Source organism: Blastomonas natatoria, from assembly GCF_003201955.1.
Taxonomy (GTDB): domain Bacteria; phylum Pseudomonadota; class Alphaproteobacteria; order Sphingomonadales; family Sphingomonadaceae; genus Blastomonas; species Blastomonas natatoria.
In genome coordinates this window covers 51,515-68,233 of sequence record NZ_QJJM01000001.1, presented here as the reverse complement: position 1 = coordinate 68,233, position 16,719 = coordinate 51,515, and the positions used below count along the sequence as shown (strand labels likewise).

The window sequence follows — 16,719 nt, the reverse complement described above, 5'->3', positions numbered from 1 at the left end:
CCTTAATCATGAACAAGAAGCTCGTCCCGGCCCTGCGCCAGATCAGCAATCGGGCGCTCGACTGCCAGCCCTTTGCGCGCGGTTACAACGGCAGCGGCTTCGCAGACAACCGCTACGACGAGAAGATCGCTGCCGCGCATGCCAAGTTCGCGCGAGGTGCTGCATGATGGGCGGCTTTCCCATCTGGCGATTCCTGGGCCTGGCTGGCCTGGCGATTGCGATCGGCGCGCTCTTCGGTCTCGCTGCCGACCGCTTCCACCAGAAGGCCAAGGCCGACGCTGCTGTTGCCTGCGACAAGGCCGCCAGCGCGGCCGACAAGCCGATCGACGCCTGCTTGCCCAAGGTGCGCCAAGCAATCGAGGCGCAGCGCCGCGCCGAGGCCTGCGACCATGCGCTCGGCGCGCCCGACCTGATCAAAAGTCGCGCCGCGATCCGGCTGGTCTGCTCGGCCGAGGTCAAGCGCGAGTTTCTTGCCCGCGAGCTGGCCCAGGGCGAGCTCGCCCAGGCCAACGAAACCATCGCCGCGCTGATCGATGCGCAGGACCTTGCTGTGCTGCGCGCCGAAACCCGCGCCGCCACGGCCAACCAGAAAGCCCAAGCCCATGCCCAGACGATCGCCCGTGCGCCGCGTGATGCTGGCAGCCTTATCCGCTGCGATGCTTCATGCCTGCGCGACCTCGCCGACTGACCGCCCATCAATCGAGCCCGACCCGCTGATCGAGACGCGCACGATCGTTCGAACGGTTTGCCCGCCCGAGATCACGGCGGCGCTGCCCATGAAGCCGCAGCCTTCGGCCGATGCCGTCATCAACGGGAATGAGCCGGGCATGGCCTGGCTGTCCGACACCCTGATCTACCTCGGCCTGGTGGAAGGCCGCATTCACGACGCGAAGGACCAGTGCCCCAGATGAGCGACCTTGAGACGCGATCCTTTGAGCAGCTGCCGGCAGCCACGGCGGTCAGCCCGAATGCGCTGACCGCCGTGCAGGAGCCTGGCGGGCCGATGCAAAAGCTTCAAATCCGGCAATTGCTTGGCAGGCTGATCTCGACCGACGAGACGACCGAGGAAGAGGCAGACCTGCAGGCGCTGCTCGACTATCCCGCCAACAGCATCGGCCTGGTATTTGCAGACCCCAACCCGGCCAAGAATGGATGGTGGCGTAAGGTCGGCGCGCCCGGCACTGGCAACTGGTTACAGTTCGAGAAGCTGTCTGCCGACGCCAGTGCCGAAGTCCAGGCGCTGGTTGATCAGGCATCGGCTTCTGAAGAGGCCGCAGGTGAAAGTGCAGCCATCGCCGCTGCCCTTTTAGCAGATACGATCGCGACGAACGCCAAGGTGAACGCGAGCTTCGACACCATCATCGCGACCGCAGTCGATCGCCCGGCAGCAGGGAATTACAGCACCGGCAACAGCACAAACCTTGCTGTCGCAGTGATGGGCGGCGAAGATGTGCCCGCGGACACGCCTCTTGCCACCCTGCTGGTTCCCTTCACGTTCACCAGCAGCGCGGCGACCAAGATCATAGTCAAGCGTTCCAGCAGGTTGAGCACCGATGCCTGGCTGAACAGCCAGCCGGGCAATGCTGGCGACACGGTTATTGACACGCGCGAATTCACGCTTGCCGAGGTTGGTCTGGTTTCCGGCGTCGGCGGTGTCGCGACGATCCCGCTCGGCGGCCAGACGGCGCCGGATGGCACGTTGCTGATTTTCGATGTGGTCGCCGTCAACAATTCGGATGTGCCGCAGTATAACAATCTGTCGCACGGCCCGGTCAGCGGCGCGACCCAGCAATATCAGTATGGCTGGTATCGCTTTGAGGGACAAGCCGCCGGTTTTTGGGAAGCCATCCCCATCATCGCCATCCGCCCGGCCTTTGCGGTGACGACGGAGCTGTTCGATACCGGTGCCGGAGCGGTCAAGGCTGACCCGTTCCGCAGTGCCAGCGTTGATGTCGCGCTGGTCGGCAACAATCTGACCGTCTCGGGTAAGCTGTTTGCCAACGGCAATGAGGTGGCTGTCAGCGACACTGTGACATTCACCGCCGCCGCTGCTGGAAAAGAATGGGCGTTCGGGGTTTACGCTGACCGGCTGACCGGGGCGATTTCAACTGAGGCGACCGAACAGCGCGACGAGGAACTTGACGCGATCGAGTATCTGCCAGCCACGCCTGCCGGCAAGGTCTTGCTAGCCCGCGCGCTGGTTCGCGACAGTGGCGCGGTCGGGGCGGTCAACTGCGCGCAGTTCCGTGGGCTGATCAAGATCGGCCAGGAACCAAACATGGCGCGCCATGCCGAGCGCAATCGTGGCCTGTTGCGCCCCGTGATCGGCAAGGCGATGCGCGGCGATGCGATCAACTGGGGCGGCTATGGCGACAGCATCACTGCCCTGCAGACGGGCGCGCCAAGCGATGCGGCGGTTCGATATGCGGCGAATGGCGAATGGCGCGACAGGCGATCGGTCTATTTCTCGGCCTATCCCAGCGACACGCTCGCGCTGTTGCCGCTGTTCGATTTCGGCGACGGGTCCGGCCAGGTCCACACCAAGATTGGCTGGAACTGGTCGATCAAGGCGGCGCTTGATGCGCTCGCGGGCGCTGATGTTGTCGATTATCTGAATTACGGCATCGGTGGGACCACGAGCGCGAACAGCGACAATAACGGCCTGTGGCCTGCCCGCATCGCCGTGCCGCTGGCTGCATCCCTTGATGCCGTCGTGATCGCTTTCGGCATGAACGAACGCGGCAGCACCTCGACCTATGCAAACATCGTCAACATGGTCGGGCAGTTTCAGGCAGAGGGTGCGATCCCGATCGTCATGGGCTGTCCCCGGCCTCACGCAGACGAAAGTGTGAGCAACTGGCGCTACACCTGCGACGCTCTGGAAGCCGCCGCCATGGACTCGGGCGCGGCCTTCATCAGCACGACGGCGATTGCCGATGATCGCAATCTCGGTGCGATCGGCATGCCCGCCGAGGCGCTTTGCTCCACCAATATCGGCGCAGGCGGCAACCACCCCGGCATCTTCGAGCTTCAGCAATATGGCCGCGCTGCGGTCGAACAGCTTGGCCTGGCATGACCATCAAGCCCGCATCAATGGCGTTCATGACGCTCTGGCCACCGGCCTTCGCTGCCACAGCAGCGACGCAACCCCTTCACCAGGCCACGCCTTACAGCGCCGATGTGCTGGGCGTCTCAGTTCCGATCGTCACGTCTGCCGTCGCGGTAATTGGCGTGCTCCTGGCACGGCCTCTCAGCCCCAAGGGCAACCCGTCGCTGTCGCTCGGCCGCAACCTGGCTGTGTCGGCAATCCTGGCACTGCTGGCCCTGGTCTGGGTGATCGACAGCAGGCCGGGCCTGCTGTTCGCCCTGGTCGTGTCGATCGGCCTCGGCTTCGCAGGCTTCAGCGTGATCGAGCTCATCGGCACCCAGATCATGGCAAGCCTGCGCCGTGCGATCGGCCAGCCGCCACCGCCACCCGAGCAACCCGACCTGTTCGCTCAGCCAGAGATACCCGAGGATTCCCGACATGCCGCCGACTAGCCCTTTCGAACTGGCCATCATGGCCTTCATCATCATCGGCATTGTCGTGGCGTTTCGTCATGGCCGGGCCAACCCCGAGAACACAGGCAAGATCAGCAAGGACCTGATGACCATCAAGGGCGAGGTCCGCGAGCTGGAGACCAGGTTCGAGGCGATCGAGCGCAGCGTCGGCCAGATGGCAACCAAGGCGGACCTGGCGCGGATCGAGACCAAGCTCGACGGGCACCGCGAGCTTTCCGACCGCACCGCCCAGGGCGTGCGCCGACTGGAAGACTTTTTCCTCGAGAAGGGAGTGAACGGCAAATGAGCGGCAGCTTCGCAGATCTTCATGCGGCGCATATCCGCCTGTGCATCCTGCGCCTACTGGCCGATGCGCCGGGCTATTTCGCCAATGACAGCATCCTGCACCAGAGCGTCGAGGCGCATGGCCTGGTCTGCACCCGCGATCAGATGCGCGGACACCTGACCTGGCTGGAAGAGCAGCGCCTGATTACCATCCTGCGGCCGGGCGCATCGACCGTCATGGTGGCGACGCTGAGCGAGCGCGGCGGCGATGTTGCGGCGGGCAAGTCGCACGCTCCCGGCGTGCAGAAGCCCAGCCCCGGCACGGCAGTTTGACATGGCGCGGCGTGCCCGTCCCAAACCCCTGAAGCATACGCTGTCCAGCATCGACCGGCTGGACCCGGAGATCCGCGCGCTCATCAACGAGCTGCGGATCGACAAGGGCTGGACGATCGACGAGATCAGGGACCAGCTGATCAAGATGGGCCAGGGCCATATCAGCCGGTCCGCTCTCGGCCGTCATGTGCGGACCCTTGCCGATATCAGCAGCGAGATGCGCGAAACCCAGGCGTATGCCGAGGCGCTCGCCAAACAGGCTGGCAACTCCAGCCAGTCCGAGCTGCTCGACCTGAACGGCCAGCTGCTGCACGCGAACATGTTCCGCCTGATGCTTGCCGAGAAAGACGGCAATGGCATCCAGCTCACTCCGAAAGAGGCCAAGGAATTCTCCGAGGCGCTGCGCAACCTGGCGCTGGCGCGCAAGACGGACCTGGACGTGGTCGAGAAGGCCGAGCGCCGCGCGGCCGAGAAGGCGACCAAGGCTGCGGCCGAGAAGGCGACCACGGCGGCACGCGCCAAGGGCCTGTCCAGGGACACCGTCGAAGCGATCCGCCACGCCGTTCTGGGGAGCGATTCGTGAAGCTGTCACCGGCTGACCAGGCCAAGCGCGACGAGGAAATCCGCCGCCGCGAAATCCAGGGCGATCGCGCTGCGGCCGAGGCTGCGATCGTGCGGCTGCCCAAGGGCGACCTACTGCTCGGCTATCAGCAGAAGACGGTCGACAAGCTGTTCGCCGGCACCGCGCTGCTGGTCATCGAGAAGAGCCGGCGCATCGGACTGACCTGGGGCGTTGCTGCCTTTGCCGCCTTGAAGGCAGCAAGCGCCGTCGATGCCGGTGGGCAGAACGTCTGGTATATGGGTTATGACAAGGACATGACCCTGGAGTTTATCGAGGTCTGCGCCATGTGGGCGCGGGCCTTTGGCCTGGTCGCGGGCGAGCTGGTCGAAGAAGAGGTCCTCTATACCGACGAGAACGGCCGCGAGCATGGGGTCAAGGCCTTCAGCATCCGCTTTGCCAGCGGCTTCCGGGTAACCGCGCTGCCCAGCGTGCCGCGTGCGCTGCGAGGAAAGCAGGGCATCGTCATCATCGACGAGGCCGCGTTCCACAAGAACGTCAACGAGGTCATCAAGTCGGCCATGGCGCTGCTGATCTGGGGCGGCCAGGTCGTGGTCATCTCGACCCATGACGGCGTCGCCAACCCGTTCAACGTGCTGCTCGACGAGATACGAGCGGGCAAGCGCGCCGGGCAGACGATGAAGATCACCTTCGCCGATGCGATGGAGGCCGGGCTCTACGAGCGCGTTGCCCTGGTCGCGCGGACCAAGGGCACCGAGCTGCCGGGCAAGGAGCAATGGGAAGCGGAGATCCGAGCCGCCTATGGCGAGGACGCGGAGGAAGAGCTCGACTGCGTTCCCAAGACCGGTTCGGGCTGCCTGATCGCGCTGGAGGACATCATCGCGGCCGAGCATCCCGAATGCGGCCTGCCCGATCATTATGCCGGCGGGCTGTGCTATGTCGGCCGCGACGTGGCCCGCCGCCGCGACGGCCAGGTGCAATATTGCATGGAGCTGATCGGCGACGTGCTCTGGCAGCGCGACACTTACGAGGAAAGCGGCCAGACCTTCGCGCACCAGGACGCGTTCTTCGACGGGCTGTTCCTGCGCCGCCGCGTCGTGCAGGCCCGCGTCGACCAGACCGGCATGGGCGAGAAGGTCGTCGAGGATCTGATCATCAAGCACGGGGCAACCCGGGTCTATGGCGAGCTGCTGACCGGCCCCAACCGCTATGACCTGGCGATCGGGCTCAAGAAGGCTTTCGAGCAGCGCAAGGTCCGCATACGGTCCGACGCGATCACGCGCGCCGACCTGATGGCGCTCAAGAAGATGGGCAGCGAGGAATCGGGCAGCGTCCGGATCGTCAACGATGGCGACGTCCATGCCGACCGCTTCTGGGCCTATGCCCTGGCGTGGCGCGCCTATCAGCTCGGCGGTGCGCTTTACGAGTATTTCGGGAGCTCCAGCGACAGCCGGCAAGGCATGCCCAGCCGCGCTCCCCAGAATGACAACAGGCGCGACCCGCGCGGCACCCGCATGCCCGCGCGCGGTGCCTGGTGAAGGAACAGCAGATGGCAACCAAACCTCCCCCGCTGGTCTGGGCCGATGGCCGGCCGATGATAATGGACACGCTGCGCCGCGAGATAGCCGCGCCATCCGTCGGCTCGGTGCGCTCGATCCAGTCGGGCCATCCGGCCCAGGGCATGGACCCGCGCAAGCTGGGCCAGATATTACGCGCGGCCGAGGGTGGCGACGAGATCGCCTATTTCGAGCTGGCCGAGGAGATCGAGGAAAAGGACCTGCACATCCTCTCGATCCTGGGCACGCGCAAGCGCGCGGTCTGCGCGCTTCCGATCGAGGTCGATGCGGCTGGCGACAGCCCCGAGGAACAGGCCGACGCCGATCTGGTGCGCGACTGGCTGGACACCGGCGCGCTGGAGCTGGCGCTGTTCGACATCCTCGACGCGATCGGCAAGGGCCGCTCGGCCTGCGAGATCATCTGGAAGACGACGGCGCAGCTCTGGACGCCGGATCGGATCAAGTGGCGCGATCCCCGGCATTTCGAATATGACCGGACGACGGGCGAGGATCTGCGCCTGCGCACCAACGAGGGCACGAAGCGGCTGCCCGCCGCCAAGTTCGTCGTGCATGAGCACAAGGCCAAGAGCGGCCTGCCGATCCGGGGCGGGCTGATGCGCGCGCTCGCCTGGGGCTATCTGTTCAAGAATTATGCGATCAAGGACTGGGTCATCTTCCTGGAGGGCTATGGCCACCCGCTGCGCCTGGGCAAATACGGCCCGAACGAGACCGAGGCGAACAAGCGCATCCTGGCCAACGCGTTGACCCAGCTGGGGGCTGACGCTTGGGGCACCATCCCCGAGACGATGAAAGTCGAGTTCATCGACCGAAAGGCGGGCACCGCGCCCAACGATCTGTGGCGCAGCAAGGCCGAGTTCTGGGACCTGCAGTTCAGCAAGGCGGTGCTGGGCCAGACCAACACCACCGATGCGCAGGCGGGCGGCCTTGGTTCCGGCCAGGCGAACGTGCACAACGATGTGCGCGGCGACATCATGGACGCGGACGCAAAGCTGGTTAGCGCGACGATCAACCGCGACATTGTCGTGCCGATGATCATGCTCAACCGGGGCGTGCGCACAACCTATCCGCGCATCCGCATCGGCAGGCCGGATGAGATCGACGCAGCTATTGATATCGCCAATGCCAAGGAACTGGCGGCGATGGGCGTCAAGATCGGAGGCACCCAGATGCGCGAGCGGGCTGGTCTTCCGGCACCGGAAGAGGGCGAAGAACCCCTGCAGGTTTCGACCCCCTCAAATTCGCCCGGAGAAGCCCCAGGAGACGCGGCAGCCCCCGACATACGGAAAAATCCGGCGAGCGCCCCCTTAGAGCCCTTTAAATCGCCCACAGGGGGCAATCAGGATCAAGGGGCGGTCGCGGCTGCGCAGTCGGAACGACAGCCGGACGGCATCGATCGCGCGATCGACGAGGCGCTGGACGACTGGCAGGCGCTTGTCGATCCGATGCGCGGACCGATCGACGCGCTGCTCGAAAGCGCCGAGAGCCTGGAGGATGTTCGCGACGGGCTGATCAATGCGCTCCAGGCGATGGACGTCAGCGCCATGCAATCGGTGCTGGCGCGTGCGGGTTTCGGCTCGCGCCTGCTGGGCGACATCGAGGCGCGCGGCGAAGGTGGCGAAGCGGCCGATGGCTGACGGCGATCTCGACCAGGGCGACTTTGATATCGCGTTCGCGTTCACGCGGCCGACGGCGGCGGCTTATCGGAATGCGGCAGGTGCCGTCACTACGGCGGGTCCCGGCGTTCCCCGGTTCGACCATCTGCCGGATGGCACGCCGCGCGGCCTTCTGGTCCAGCCGGGCGAACAGCTCGGGCAAGCCGACCGCGTCCGGCTTGATGCGCTTATGCTGCCGGCGGACCTCCTATCGGCGCGGGTGACGGTTCTGCATGCGCTCGATATCGGCGGAGGGCTTGTCCGCCGTGCCTGGTATAGCGAGGATGCCAAGGCGACGATCGATGCGTGCCTCGGCATTGCCGGGCATCACGTCTCGATCGGTGTCATCGCAGGCTATCGCGCCCGGCAGGGCAGCAGGTTCGAGCCGGGTTTCGTGCGGTATCGCCGCCAGAGCTGGGCACTGACCCGCGTCCTGGCAGCCAACACGGTCGCCGCCCTGGCCGACGATGCCGGTCGCCCGCTGATCGGGGCCTGACATGCTCGAGGAGACGCCGCCGCTGCTGCTGCCCGAAGAGGCGATCGCGTTCTTCCGCGCCAAGGGTATCGCTTTCGGCTTCGACTGGCGCGATGTCTGGCAGGAAGAGCATGCCAAGGCGTTCACCGTGGCCAAGGCCATGTCGCGCGATCTGCTCGAGGACATTCGCCAAGCGGTCGATGACGCGCTGGTCAATGGCACGACGCTTGCCACTTTCCGCGAGCAGCTCACCCCGCTGCTGATGGCGCGTGGCTGGTGGGGCCGCAGCCTGGAAACCGATCCGCTGACCGGCGAGCAGCGCGTCGTCCAGCTCGGCAGCCCGGCCAGGCTGCGCACCATCTTCGACACCAATCTGCGCAGCGCCTATGCGGCCGGGCGATGGGAGCGCATCCAGCGCCAGAAGCGGGTCTTCCCGTTCCTGATCTACGAATCGGTCAAGGACGGGCGCGAGCGGCCCGAGCACGGGGCCTGGCACAAGACGATCCTGCCGGTCGATGATCCTTGGTGGGATACGCATTACCCGCCTTGCGGATGGAATTGCCGCTGCACCGCGCGCCCGGCCAACCAGCGCATGCTCGACCGGCGCGGCGAGAAGGTGACCGATCAGCCGGTGCGCTTCCCCCAGAAGGACTATGTCAACCGCCGCACCGGTGAGATCACGCGGACCGAACGCGGCATCGATCCCGGCTTCTCGTTCAATGTCGGCAAGGCCTATCTCGATCCGCTCAGCCCCAAGCCGATGCCCGGCCAGCCTGGCGAGGGTGATGCGACGGCTGCGGCCGACCTTTCAGCGGACGCCGAGAAGGTGCTGAAGCGGCTCTTGCGGCCCTTCGAATTGGAAGCCGGCGAGATCCAGCGCGGGAAGATCTGGCGCGACGCAACCGGCTGGCCGTTCGCGATCGGCGCGGGCCTGTTCCGAAGCCCGCGCGGCGATCTGCAGCTCCCCAACCGGTCGCAGCTGCGGCGCTACGAGCTCGGCCTGGCTGCCCTGGCAAGGCCGGACACGATCCGCCTGGTCTGGGTGCGCGACAAGACCGGCCGGATGATGCTGATGCGGCGCTATCTCGCCGGCACCGTCGCGTTCGATATCGGTCGCGCTGGTTGGCGGACGACCCCCTTGCGATCGGCAGGCGGCGGCAAGATCGTCTGGCAGCGCTGAAGCGGCAATTGCCAGCAGTCCCGAAGCCGGTTAAGCCAGGCTGAAGGAGCCGACAAAAGGTGCTGCAGGACCACAGCCCTATCTGAGCATCGGCCTTGGCTTATCGCTTTGTCACCATGACGAAGCACAAAACCTCCCCCGATGCTGGCACGGCCGTGGCGATCGCCACGTCGCAGGCCGCGCTCGATGCCGAGGGCAAGGTCCGCACCAAGGTGCAGCTGCTTCCCTTTGGCGACCCGATCTATGGCCGCGACGGTCGCGGCCCGTATCGCCTGGCCGATGCAGCGCACGCCCAGGCGGTGATCGACACAACGCTCGCGGTCCAGAACGGCACCGAGCTCTTCATCGACTATGACCACCAGAGCGTGCTGGCCGTGCCCAAGGGCGGCACGGCCAGGGCGGCGGGCTGGATCAAGGCGCTGACCGTCGAGGCCGATGGTATCCATGGTCAGGTCGAATGGACCGCCGCCGCGCATCAGGCGCTGCAGGCGGGCGAGTATCGCTACATCTCCCCGCATTTCCGGTTCGCGCAGAAGGACGGCCGCATCACGCGCCTGGTCAACGCGGGCCTCACCAATTCCCCCAACCTCGACCTGGCCGCCATCGCGTCTGCGGACATGGATACAGACGAGGCGGATGATGACGAAGGAGACACCAAGTCCATGAAAGCTATTGCCTCGGCGCTCGGCCTTGCCGACGACGCCAGCGAGGAGGAAGTCCTCGCCGCCATCAAGGACATGATGGAAAAGTCCACCGCGCAGTCGGCCCAGCTGGCGGCGATCGACACGACGCTTGGCGAGGTCCGCGTCGCTGTCGGGCTTGCCGCCGATGCCGATGGTGCTGCCATCGCCGCCGCCCTGGCGGAGAAGACCGCCGCAATCGACCCCGCCCAGTTCGTGCCGCGCGCTAGCTATGATGCGCTGGCCAAGACGGTTCGCGAAGGAGCCGAGGCTGCAGCGATCGCCGCCGTCGACCAGGCCGTTGCTGATGGCAAGGTCCCCCCGGTCCAGCGCGACTGGGCCCTCGACCTGGCGAAGAAGGACTTGGCCAGCTTTCACTCTTTCCTCGACGCCGCTGTGCCGTTCGCGGCCGGCGACATGCTCAACACCAAGACCGACGCGGACAAAAGCAAGCTGACCGCCGAGGAATCCGCAATCGCCAGCCAGCTGGGCCTGACCGAGGATCAGTTCCTCAAGGCCCGTGACGAAGGGAAGAACTGATGACCGCGCTTACCCAGGACCGCGCCACGCCGCGCCTTGCCCAGGCCGACGTGTTCTCGCGTGATGTCGCCGCCAATGCCGTGATCTTTGCGGGTGGAATCGTATGCCTCTCGGCAACCGGCTGGGCTGTCCCCGGTTCGACCGCCACCACGCTGGTGGCCGACGGCGTTGCCCAGGAAGCCGTCGACAACACGGGCGGCTCGAACGGAGACCTGAAGGTCCGCGTCTTCAAGGGTGTGTTCCGGTTCGCCAACAGCGGCTCGACCGATGCCATCACTCGGGCCGAGATCGGCGACGATTGCTACATCGTCGACGATCAGACGGTGGCCAAGACGAGCGGCACCAACACCCGCTCAATCGCAGGCAAGGTCGTGGACGTGGACGCCCAGGGCGTCTGGGTTCGCTTCGCGTAACAGAAAGGCTCACCTCACATGCTTATCAACAAGGGCAACCTCGCCACGCTCGGCGTCGGCTATAAGGGCAACTACCAGGAGGGCCTAGCGCAGGCTCCGGTGCAGCACGAGATGGTCTCGACCCTCGTGCCCTCGACCAATGGCCGCGAGGAATACGGCTGGCTGGGCAAGGTGCCCAATGTTCGCGAATGGTTTGGCGATCGCGTCGTGCAGAACATCAGCCAGCACGACTACACGATCAAGAACCGCGATTTCGAGCTGACGATCGGCGTCGATCGCAACGATATCGAGGACGACAATATCGGCATCTATGGCCCGCTGTTCCGCGAGATGGGCCTGTCGACCGGCGCGCACAAGTGCCGCCTGGTGTTCGACCTGCTGAAGGCCGGCTTCAACACCAAGTGCTATGACGGCCAGTTCTTCTTCGACACCGATCACCCGGTGCTCGATGCTGATGGTGTTCCCGTCTCGGTGTCGAACTCGGGCGGCGGCGCAGGCTCACCCTGGTTCCTGATCGACACCAGCCGCGCGCTCAAGCCGATCCTGCTGCAGGTTCGCAAGGACTTCCAGTTCGTCAGCAAGGACGAGCCGACGGACGACAATGTCTTCAGCCGCAAGGAGTTCCTCTACGGGGCCGACGCGCGGATGAATGTCGGTTTCGGCTTCTGGCAGTTCGCCTATGGCTCGAAGGACACCCTCAGCGCCGCCAACTATGCCGCTGCGCGCGCCGCGATGCAGAACTTCAAGGGCGACTATGGCCGCCCGCTGGGCATCATGCCCAACCTGCTCGTCGTCGCGCCATCGAACGAGAGCGCGGCCCGTAAGCTGCTCAACAGCGAATATGCTGCTGGCGGCGAAACCAACGAATGGAAGGGCACGGCCGAGCTGATGGTCGCGCCGTGGCTGGCATGATGTCGGGCGAGGATATTCTGCAGCTGCGCGTCACCGCGCGCAGCCGCAGCTTCCGCCGCGCCGGGATGGCCTTCGGGCATGAGCCCATCATTCTGCTGCTCTGCAATCTGACGCTCGTGACCTTGGGTCTTCTCGTGAACGAGTCCGAGCTGATCTGCGAGCTTGGCGATGGCGAGCGCTTTCGGGTGATCGAGCCTGCAGACCTGGTCGACATGCAGGATACCCTGGCGAAATTCATGACCGGAACGGGCGAGGAGGGCGGCGCTGATAGCCAAACTCCGCTTGAGCCCAGTTTGGCATCCGACGCTGCGGCGGCGACGGGTGATGATGCTTCGCAGACAGCGACGGAAGCGGCGACCCCGCCTTCCGGAGAAGAACAACCGGCTGCGGACGCTGCTCCCGCACCGGTCGCCGCACCCGCTTCCGAACCCGAAAAGCCCTCGGGTCGCGCGCCGAAGGCTGCAAAGCCCAAGGCGTCCGAGGCCAAGGCCGCGTCCTGACGCGGCCCGCTCCAGCCGGGTGCGCTCTTGCCCGTTAGAACGCACCCGGCATTTGCTCTGATCGATCGAAAGGACCCGTCACGTGCCCCTGTTTGCGACCCTTGCCGATATGCAGGCTCGCTTCGAGGCGCGGGACCTGGTCCAGCTAACCGACGAGGAAGGCACCGGCGAGATCGACGCCGCACGCGTCGACGCCGCGCTGATCAGGGCCGATGCCATCATCACCGGCTATGTCGCCCGCCGTCACAAGGATGTGGCGCTGCTCGCCGGCAACCAGCTGCTCAGCGATATCGCCTGCGACCTGGCATTCCAGGAGCTGTGGCGCGGCGACCGGCCGGAGCATGTCAAGGATCGCCACAAGGACGCGATGAAGCGGCTCAGCGATATCAGCGCTGGCACGATCGTGCTCGATGGCGGGCAGGAAGTCGCCGAGCCGCGCCCTGATGCGATCATGTTCCCGGGCCAGCCGAACACGTTCGGCCGCGATAGCCTCAAGAGCTTCTGATGGCTGGCGTTTCCATCTCTGCACGCGTCGCCGGCTCGGCCGCGATCGACGCCAGGCTGGCGGCACTAGCCGCTGCCAATGGCGACCTGTCCGACCTGATGGACGGCATCGGCCTGTATCTCGAATCGAGCACGATCGAGCGCTTCGATACCGAGACCGCGCCCGATGGCAGCAAGTGGACGCCTTCGCGCCGCGCCCGCGAACAGGGCGGCAAGACGCTGACCGATAGCGCCAGGCTCAAGAGCTCGATCACGCATCGCGCCTCGGCGACCGAAGCCGAGGTGGGCACGAACCTGATCTACGCGCGCATCCACCAGATGGGCGGAACGATCCGACCGAAGAACGGCGACTATCTGACCTTTGCGCTGCCCGGTGGCCTTGGCTTCCGGCGCGTCAGCGAGGTCATCATGCCTGCACGTCCGTTTCTTGGCCTCAGCGCCGACGACGAGGAAGAAATCCTGGCGCTGGCCGAGGACTATGAGCGCGGCGCGGTTCCGGAGATCGAGGGATGAGCGCGGCATTGATCCTGGGCGGCACGGTCTGGGCGGTGATTGCCGCCATGCTGTGGTTCATCTTCGGCCCGCTCATGAACGACCAGCCGATCGGCCGCGTGATGGTCGCGCTATTCTGGCCGCTTGCGCTGGTGTCGCTGATCGCGCTGTCCTTTGTCGAAGCGTTGACAGACCCGTGCACGAGGCGCTGGCCATGATCGCCGCGATCGAGAACGCCGTCATCGACGTGCTGCGCGATGCCGGAGCCGACGGTCGGCTGGGCTATGTCTATCGCACGCTCGAAACCTATCCCGACGAATGGGACGAGTATCTGAAGAACCTGAAGGGGCCTCTGCGCTGGCCGGGTGCCTGGTGCGTCTTTCTCGGCCTGGTCAGCATGGAGCAGGACGATGAGGGCGTAACCTATGGCCTCGCCCGGTTCGCCCTGGTCATGGGCGCGGAGCATCTCGGCAACGAGCAGGCAACGCGCCACGGCGGTGGCGAGGCCAAGCCGGGGAGCTACCAGCTCGCGCTAGATGCGATCGGCCTGCTGGCAGGCAATGACCTTGGGCTTGACGGCCTTGGCCCGATCAGGCCGCGCCGCCTGGCCCTGGTCGCCCGCACTCCCGAAACGCGCAATGCGAAGATCTCGCTCATTGCGTTCGAGTGGGAGGTCCGCGTGCCGATCATGCCGCTGATCGCCGATGGCGAGCTCGCCAGCTTCGAAACCTTCCACGCCAATTGGGACGTCCCGCCGTTGGGCGGCATCGGCCCCGAGCTGCCCGATGATGAACCGGCAGACGCAACCGACACCGTTACCCTTGAAGGAGCCACTTCATGACGATCAGCTTCAACAGCATCCCCGTGGGCCTGCGCGTCCCCGGTCAGTATATCGAGTTCGATTCGAGCCGTGCGACCAACGGCCTGCCGGCGCTGCCCAACCGCATCCTGGTCATCGGCCAGAAGCTGGCGGCCGGGACCGCTGCAGCGCTTGCCCCGGTGGTGGTCGCCGAGGCCGGGGCCGCCAGCGCGCTGTTCGGTCGCGCATCGATGCTCACTCGCATGGTGCGCATGGTCAAGGCGGCGGATCGCTATTCGGAACTGACAGTCATCCCGCTCGCGGATCTCGACGCCGGTACCGCCGCGACCGGCACGATCACGGTCACCGGCCCTTCGACGGCGGCGGGCACGATCGCGCTGATGATCGCGGGCCAGCGCGTGCCTGTGACGGTCGCCAGCGGCCTGAGCGCGAACAACACAGCCACAGCGATCGGCGCGGCGATCAACGCGGCGCTCGACTTGCCGGTGACTGCGACGGTCAACGCGGCGGTCGTCACTCTGACCGCCCGGCACAAGGGCACGTGCGGCAACGACATCGATGTCCGCCACAGCCATTACCAGGGCGAAGGTCTGCCTGCCGGAATCGCGCTGGCGATCGTCGCCATGGCCAATGGTGCGGGCGACCCGGATTATGCGACCGTCTGGCCCGTTGTCGGCGACAGCAACTATCGCACGATCATCCTGGGCACCGCGACGGCGACCATCCTGGGCGCGGCCAAGACCGAGCTGGATGATCGCTGGGGGCCGGTGCGCATGTTGGAAAGCATGGCCTATGGCGCCAAGACCGGCAACCAGGCTGCGGCCTCGGCGTTCGGCGGCGCGCTCAATTCGCAGCTTATCAGCATCATCGGCACCGGTGCCAGCCCGACCCCGCCCTGGGAGTTCGCATCGAGCTATGGCGCGATCTGCGGCTATTACTCGCATATCGACCCAGCCCGGCCGCTGCACACGCTGGCGCTGCCGCTGGTGATTGGCCCCAAGGAGGGGGCGCGCTTCACCCGCGCCGAGCGCGAGCTGCTGCTGCGCGATGGCATCGCCACCTATGCGACGGACCAGGACGGCACAGTGCGCATCGAGCGGGCGATCACGACCTGGCAGACCAACGCGGCCGGGCTGGACGACACCGCCTATCTCGACATGGAGACGGTTCACACGCTGGCGTTCTTCCGCCAGGCGCTGCGAATCCGGATCGCCACAAAGTTCCCGCGCCACAAGCTGGCCAGCGACGGCAACGCATTCTCGCGCGGCCAGGCGATCGTGACGCCCAGCATCATCCGGGCCGAGATCGTCGCGCTGTTCCGCGAGCTGGAGGAAGCGGGCCTGGTCGAGCAGCTCGATCAGTTCGTCGCCGACCTGATCGTCGAGCGCGACGGTAGTGATCCGAACCGCGTCAACGCGCTCGTGCCGCCGGACCTGGTCAACCAGTTCCGCAGCTTCGCCGCCCAGGTCCAGTTCCGGCTCTGAAGGCCCGCTCAAAACCCTTTCATGCGCTCATAAGGAGGCTCTATGTCCAATCCCAACAAGGTCGTCGGCCAGGCGACCATCACGGTTGACGGCGAACGCTGGCCGACCGATGGCCAATCGACGCTCGATATCGGCGGCGTCACCCGCAATTCGGTCATCGGCGATTATGACGCCGGCAGCTTCAACGAGACCCCCCGGCCGTCGCAGCTCAACTGCAGCCTGCTGGTGAAGCAGGGCCGATCGCTGGCGCAGATCCGCGCGATCGACAATGCGACGGTCTCGTTCAAGACCGATACCGGCCAGACCTATGTCATCCGCAACGCCTATGTGAGCGAAGCCGCGACGCTCACCAGCAACGACGGCAAGGCCGCCGTGGTGATGATGGGGCCGCCGGCCGAGGAGCTGCTCTGATGGCCGCGCAGACGATCCACCGGCTCAAGCATCCCGTCGCCCTCCAGTTCCGTCAGAGCGACGGCAGCATCCGCGACGAGTCGATCACCGAGCTGAAGCTCCGTCGCCCCGCTGCCAGGGACCTGCGTCTGGTCGACAGCTATGGCAGCCAGATGGTCGGCATGATGATCGCGCTGATCGCCGCGCTCTCCGGCCAGGAGATCGAGGTCATCGAGAAGCTCGATGCCGAGGACTTTGGCGACCTTTCGGACGTGGTCAGCGATTTTTTGCCCGATGGCCCGAAGACTGGGGCGACCGGCTAGGCGACCTCGCAGGGCATTTCCGGTTCCAGCCATCCGAGC

General features: G+C 65.8%; 23 protein-coding genes. All 23 read left to right on the top strand.

What is annotated here, in order from left to right; translation table 11 throughout:
• Positions 1-8: 8 nt before the first annotated feature.
• The 23 genes from C7451_RS00360 to C7451_RS00255 all read left to right on the top strand — a co-directional run bounded on the left by C7451_RS00360 (position 9) and on the right by C7451_RS00255 (position 16,680).
• Entirely contained in the window at positions 9-167 is a 159-nt protein-coding gene (locus C7451_RS00360) for an N-acetylmuramidase domain-containing protein (RefSeq protein WP_110297004.1), read from the top strand.
• Positions 164-688, top strand: coding sequence for a hypothetical protein (locus C7451_RS00355; protein WP_110297003.1), 525 nt, complete (start codon positions 164-166; stop codon positions 686-688). The genes C7451_RS00360 and C7451_RS00355 overlap by 4 nt, the downstream gene beginning before the upstream one ends.
• Positions 657-911: a hypothetical protein gene (locus tag C7451_RS00350; RefSeq protein WP_110297002.1), complete on the top strand. Its 255-nt coding sequence runs from the start codon at positions 657-659 to the stop codon at positions 909-911. The genes C7451_RS00355 and C7451_RS00350 overlap by 32 nt, the downstream gene beginning before the upstream one ends.
• Positions 908-3,076, top strand: coding sequence for an SGNH/GDSL hydrolase family protein (locus C7451_RS00345; protein WP_110297001.1), 2,169 nt, complete (start codon positions 908-910; stop codon positions 3,074-3,076). Before C7451_RS00350 ends, C7451_RS00345 begins: the two co-directional genes overlap by 4 nt.
• Entirely contained in the window at positions 3,073-3,540 is a 468-nt protein-coding gene (locus C7451_RS00340; RefSeq protein WP_110297000.1) for a hypothetical protein, read from the top strand. The genes C7451_RS00345 and C7451_RS00340 overlap by 4 nt, the downstream gene beginning before the upstream one ends.
• The gene (locus tag C7451_RS00335; protein ID WP_110296999.1) at positions 3,527-3,847 is read left to right on the top strand and encodes a hypothetical protein; all 321 of its coding nucleotides are present in this window, start codon (positions 3,527-3,529) and stop codon (positions 3,845-3,847) included. Before C7451_RS00340 ends, C7451_RS00335 begins: the two co-directional genes overlap by 14 nt.
• A complete protein-coding gene (locus tag C7451_RS00330; RefSeq protein WP_110296998.1) occupies positions 3,844-4,158 on the top strand; it encodes a VpaChn25_0724 family phage protein in 315 nt (104 codons plus the stop codon). Before C7451_RS00335 ends, C7451_RS00330 begins: the two co-directional genes overlap by 4 nt.
• 1 nt (position 4,159) lies before the next feature.
• On the top strand, positions 4,160-4,741 hold the full coding sequence (locus C7451_RS00325) for a phage protein Gp27 family protein (protein WP_167398379.1): 582 nt from the start codon (positions 4,160-4,162) through the stop codon (positions 4,739-4,741).
• Positions 4,738-6,276: a phage terminase large subunit family protein gene (locus C7451_RS00320; protein WP_110296996.1), complete on the top strand. Its 1,539-nt coding sequence runs from the start codon at positions 4,738-4,740 to the stop codon at positions 6,274-6,276. The genes C7451_RS00325 and C7451_RS00320 overlap by 4 nt, the downstream gene beginning before the upstream one ends.
• Positions 6,277-6,287: 11 nt before the next feature.
• The gene (locus C7451_RS00315) at positions 6,288-7,949 is read left to right on the top strand and encodes a DUF935 domain-containing protein (RefSeq protein ID WP_146215257.1); all 1,662 of its coding nucleotides are present in this window, start codon (positions 6,288-6,290) and stop codon (positions 7,947-7,949) included.
• Complete coding sequence (locus tag C7451_RS00310; protein ID WP_110296994.1) at positions 7,942-8,463, top strand: hypothetical protein; 522 nt, start codon at positions 7,942-7,944, stop codon at positions 8,461-8,463. Before C7451_RS00315 ends, C7451_RS00310 begins: the two co-directional genes overlap by 8 nt.
• A gap of 1 nt (position 8,464) precedes the next feature.
• Entirely contained in the window at positions 8,465-9,622 is a 1,158-nt protein-coding gene (locus C7451_RS00305; protein WP_110296993.1) for a phage minor head protein, read from the top strand.
• A 116-nt stretch (positions 9,623-9,738) separates the two neighbouring features.
• Positions 9,739-10,842: a phage protease gene (locus tag C7451_RS00300; RefSeq protein ID WP_110296992.1), complete on the top strand. Its 1,104-nt coding sequence runs from the start codon at positions 9,739-9,741 to the stop codon at positions 10,840-10,842.
• A complete protein-coding gene (locus C7451_RS00295; RefSeq protein ID WP_110296991.1) occupies positions 10,842-11,255 on the top strand; it encodes a hypothetical protein in 414 nt (137 codons plus the stop codon). The genes C7451_RS00300 and C7451_RS00295 overlap by 1 nt, the downstream gene beginning before the upstream one ends.
• Before the next feature lie 18 nt (positions 11,256-11,273).
• Positions 11,274-12,167 carry a Mu-like prophage major head subunit gpT family protein gene (locus tag C7451_RS00290; RefSeq protein ID WP_110296990.1) on the top strand — a complete coding sequence of 298 codons (894 nt, stop codon included), beginning with the start codon at positions 11,274-11,276 and terminating at the stop codon, positions 12,165-12,167.
• A complete protein-coding gene (locus tag C7451_RS00285) occupies positions 12,155-12,667 on the top strand; it encodes a hypothetical protein (RefSeq protein WP_110296989.1) in 513 nt (170 codons plus the stop codon). Before C7451_RS00290 ends, C7451_RS00285 begins: the two co-directional genes overlap by 13 nt.
• A gap of 82 nt (positions 12,668-12,749) precedes the next feature.
• Positions 12,750-13,172 carry a gp436 family protein gene (locus C7451_RS00280; protein WP_110296988.1) on the top strand — a complete coding sequence of 141 codons (423 nt, stop codon included), beginning with the start codon at positions 12,750-12,752 and terminating at the stop codon, positions 13,170-13,172.
• A complete protein-coding gene (locus tag C7451_RS00275; protein WP_110296987.1) occupies positions 13,172-13,684 on the top strand; it encodes a phage virion morphogenesis protein in 513 nt (170 codons plus the stop codon). Before C7451_RS00280 ends, C7451_RS00275 begins: the two co-directional genes overlap by 1 nt.
• Positions 13,681-13,881: a hypothetical protein gene (locus C7451_RS19880; RefSeq protein WP_167398378.1), complete on the top strand. Its 201-nt coding sequence runs from the start codon at positions 13,681-13,683 to the stop codon at positions 13,879-13,881. Before C7451_RS00275 ends, C7451_RS19880 begins: the two co-directional genes overlap by 4 nt.
• Positions 13,878-14,504 carry a phage protein Gp37 gene (locus C7451_RS00270; protein ID WP_167398377.1) on the top strand — a complete coding sequence of 209 codons (627 nt, stop codon included), beginning with the start codon at positions 13,878-13,880 and terminating at the stop codon, positions 14,502-14,504. The genes C7451_RS19880 and C7451_RS00270 overlap by 4 nt, the downstream gene beginning before the upstream one ends.
• Positions 14,501-15,967 (top strand): phage tail sheath C-terminal domain-containing protein, encoded by a 1,467-nt coding sequence (locus C7451_RS00265; RefSeq protein WP_110296985.1) that lies wholly within the window; start codon positions 14,501-14,503, stop codon positions 15,965-15,967. Before C7451_RS00270 ends, C7451_RS00265 begins: the two co-directional genes overlap by 4 nt.
• Positions 15,968-16,009: 42 nt before the next feature.
• Positions 16,010-16,378, top strand: coding sequence for a phage tail tube protein (locus C7451_RS00260; RefSeq protein ID WP_110296984.1), 369 nt, complete (start codon positions 16,010-16,012; stop codon positions 16,376-16,378).
• Positions 16,378-16,680 (top strand): phage tail assembly protein, encoded by a 303-nt coding sequence (locus C7451_RS00255; protein ID WP_110296983.1) that lies wholly within the window; start codon positions 16,378-16,380, stop codon positions 16,678-16,680. The genes C7451_RS00260 and C7451_RS00255 overlap by 1 nt, the downstream gene beginning before the upstream one ends.
• Positions 16,681-16,719 lie beyond the last annotated feature (39 nt).

Bases quoted from the DNA above. Each gene is read 5' to 3' on its own strand.
- C7451_RS00360 (WP_110297004.1), top strand. From the start codon at position 9: ATGAACAAGAAGCTCGTCCCGGCCCTGCGCCAGATCAGCAATCGGGCG.
- C7451_RS00355 (WP_110297003.1), top strand. From the start codon at position 164: ATGATGGGCGGCTTTCCCATCTGGCGATTCCTGGGCCTGGCTGGCCTG.
- C7451_RS00350 (WP_110297002.1), top strand. From the start codon at position 657: ATGCTTCATGCCTGCGCGACCTCGCCGACTGACCGCCCATCAATCGAG.
- C7451_RS00345 (WP_110297001.1), top strand. From the start codon at position 908: ATGAGCGACCTTGAGACGCGATCCTTTGAGCAGCTGCCGGCAGCCACG.
- C7451_RS00340 (WP_110297000.1), top strand. From the start codon at position 3,073: ATGACCATCAAGCCCGCATCAATGGCGTTCATGACGCTCTGGCCACCG.
- C7451_RS00335 (WP_110296999.1), top strand. From the start codon at position 3,527: ATGCCGCCGACTAGCCCTTTCGAACTGGCCATCATGGCCTTCATCATC.
- C7451_RS00330 (WP_110296998.1), top strand. From the start codon at position 3,844: ATGAGCGGCAGCTTCGCAGATCTTCATGCGGCGCATATCCGCCTGTGC.
- C7451_RS00325 (WP_167398379.1), top strand. From the start codon at position 4,160: ATGGCGCGGCGTGCCCGTCCCAAACCCCTGAAGCATACGCTGTCCAGC.
- C7451_RS00315 (WP_146215257.1), top strand. From the start codon at position 6,288: ATGGCAACCAAACCTCCCCCGCTGGTCTGGGCCGATGGCCGGCCGATG.
- C7451_RS00310 (WP_110296994.1), top strand. From the start codon at position 7,942: ATGGCTGACGGCGATCTCGACCAGGGCGACTTTGATATCGCGTTCGCG.
- C7451_RS00305 (WP_110296993.1), top strand. From the start codon at position 8,465: ATGCTCGAGGAGACGCCGCCGCTGCTGCTGCCCGAAGAGGCGATCGCG.
- C7451_RS00300 (WP_110296992.1), top strand. From the start codon at position 9,739: ATGACGAAGCACAAAACCTCCCCCGATGCTGGCACGGCCGTGGCGATC.
- C7451_RS00295 (WP_110296991.1), top strand. From the start codon at position 10,842: ATGACCGCGCTTACCCAGGACCGCGCCACGCCGCGCCTTGCCCAGGCC.
- C7451_RS00290 (WP_110296990.1), top strand. From the start codon at position 11,274: ATGCTTATCAACAAGGGCAACCTCGCCACGCTCGGCGTCGGCTATAAG.
- C7451_RS00275 (WP_110296987.1), top strand. From the start codon at position 13,172: ATGGCTGGCGTTTCCATCTCTGCACGCGTCGCCGGCTCGGCCGCGATC.
- C7451_RS19880 (WP_167398378.1), top strand. From the start codon at position 13,681: ATGAGCGCGGCATTGATCCTGGGCGGCACGGTCTGGGCGGTGATTGCC.
- C7451_RS00270 (WP_167398377.1), top strand. From the start codon at position 13,878: ATGATCGCCGCGATCGAGAACGCCGTCATCGACGTGCTGCGCGATGCC.
- C7451_RS00265 (WP_110296985.1), top strand. From the start codon at position 14,501: ATGACGATCAGCTTCAACAGCATCCCCGTGGGCCTGCGCGTCCCCGGT.
- C7451_RS00260 (WP_110296984.1), top strand. From the start codon at position 16,010: ATGTCCAATCCCAACAAGGTCGTCGGCCAGGCGACCATCACGGTTGAC.
- C7451_RS00255 (WP_110296983.1), top strand. From the start codon at position 16,378: ATGGCCGCGCAGACGATCCACCGGCTCAAGCATCCCGTCGCCCTCCAG.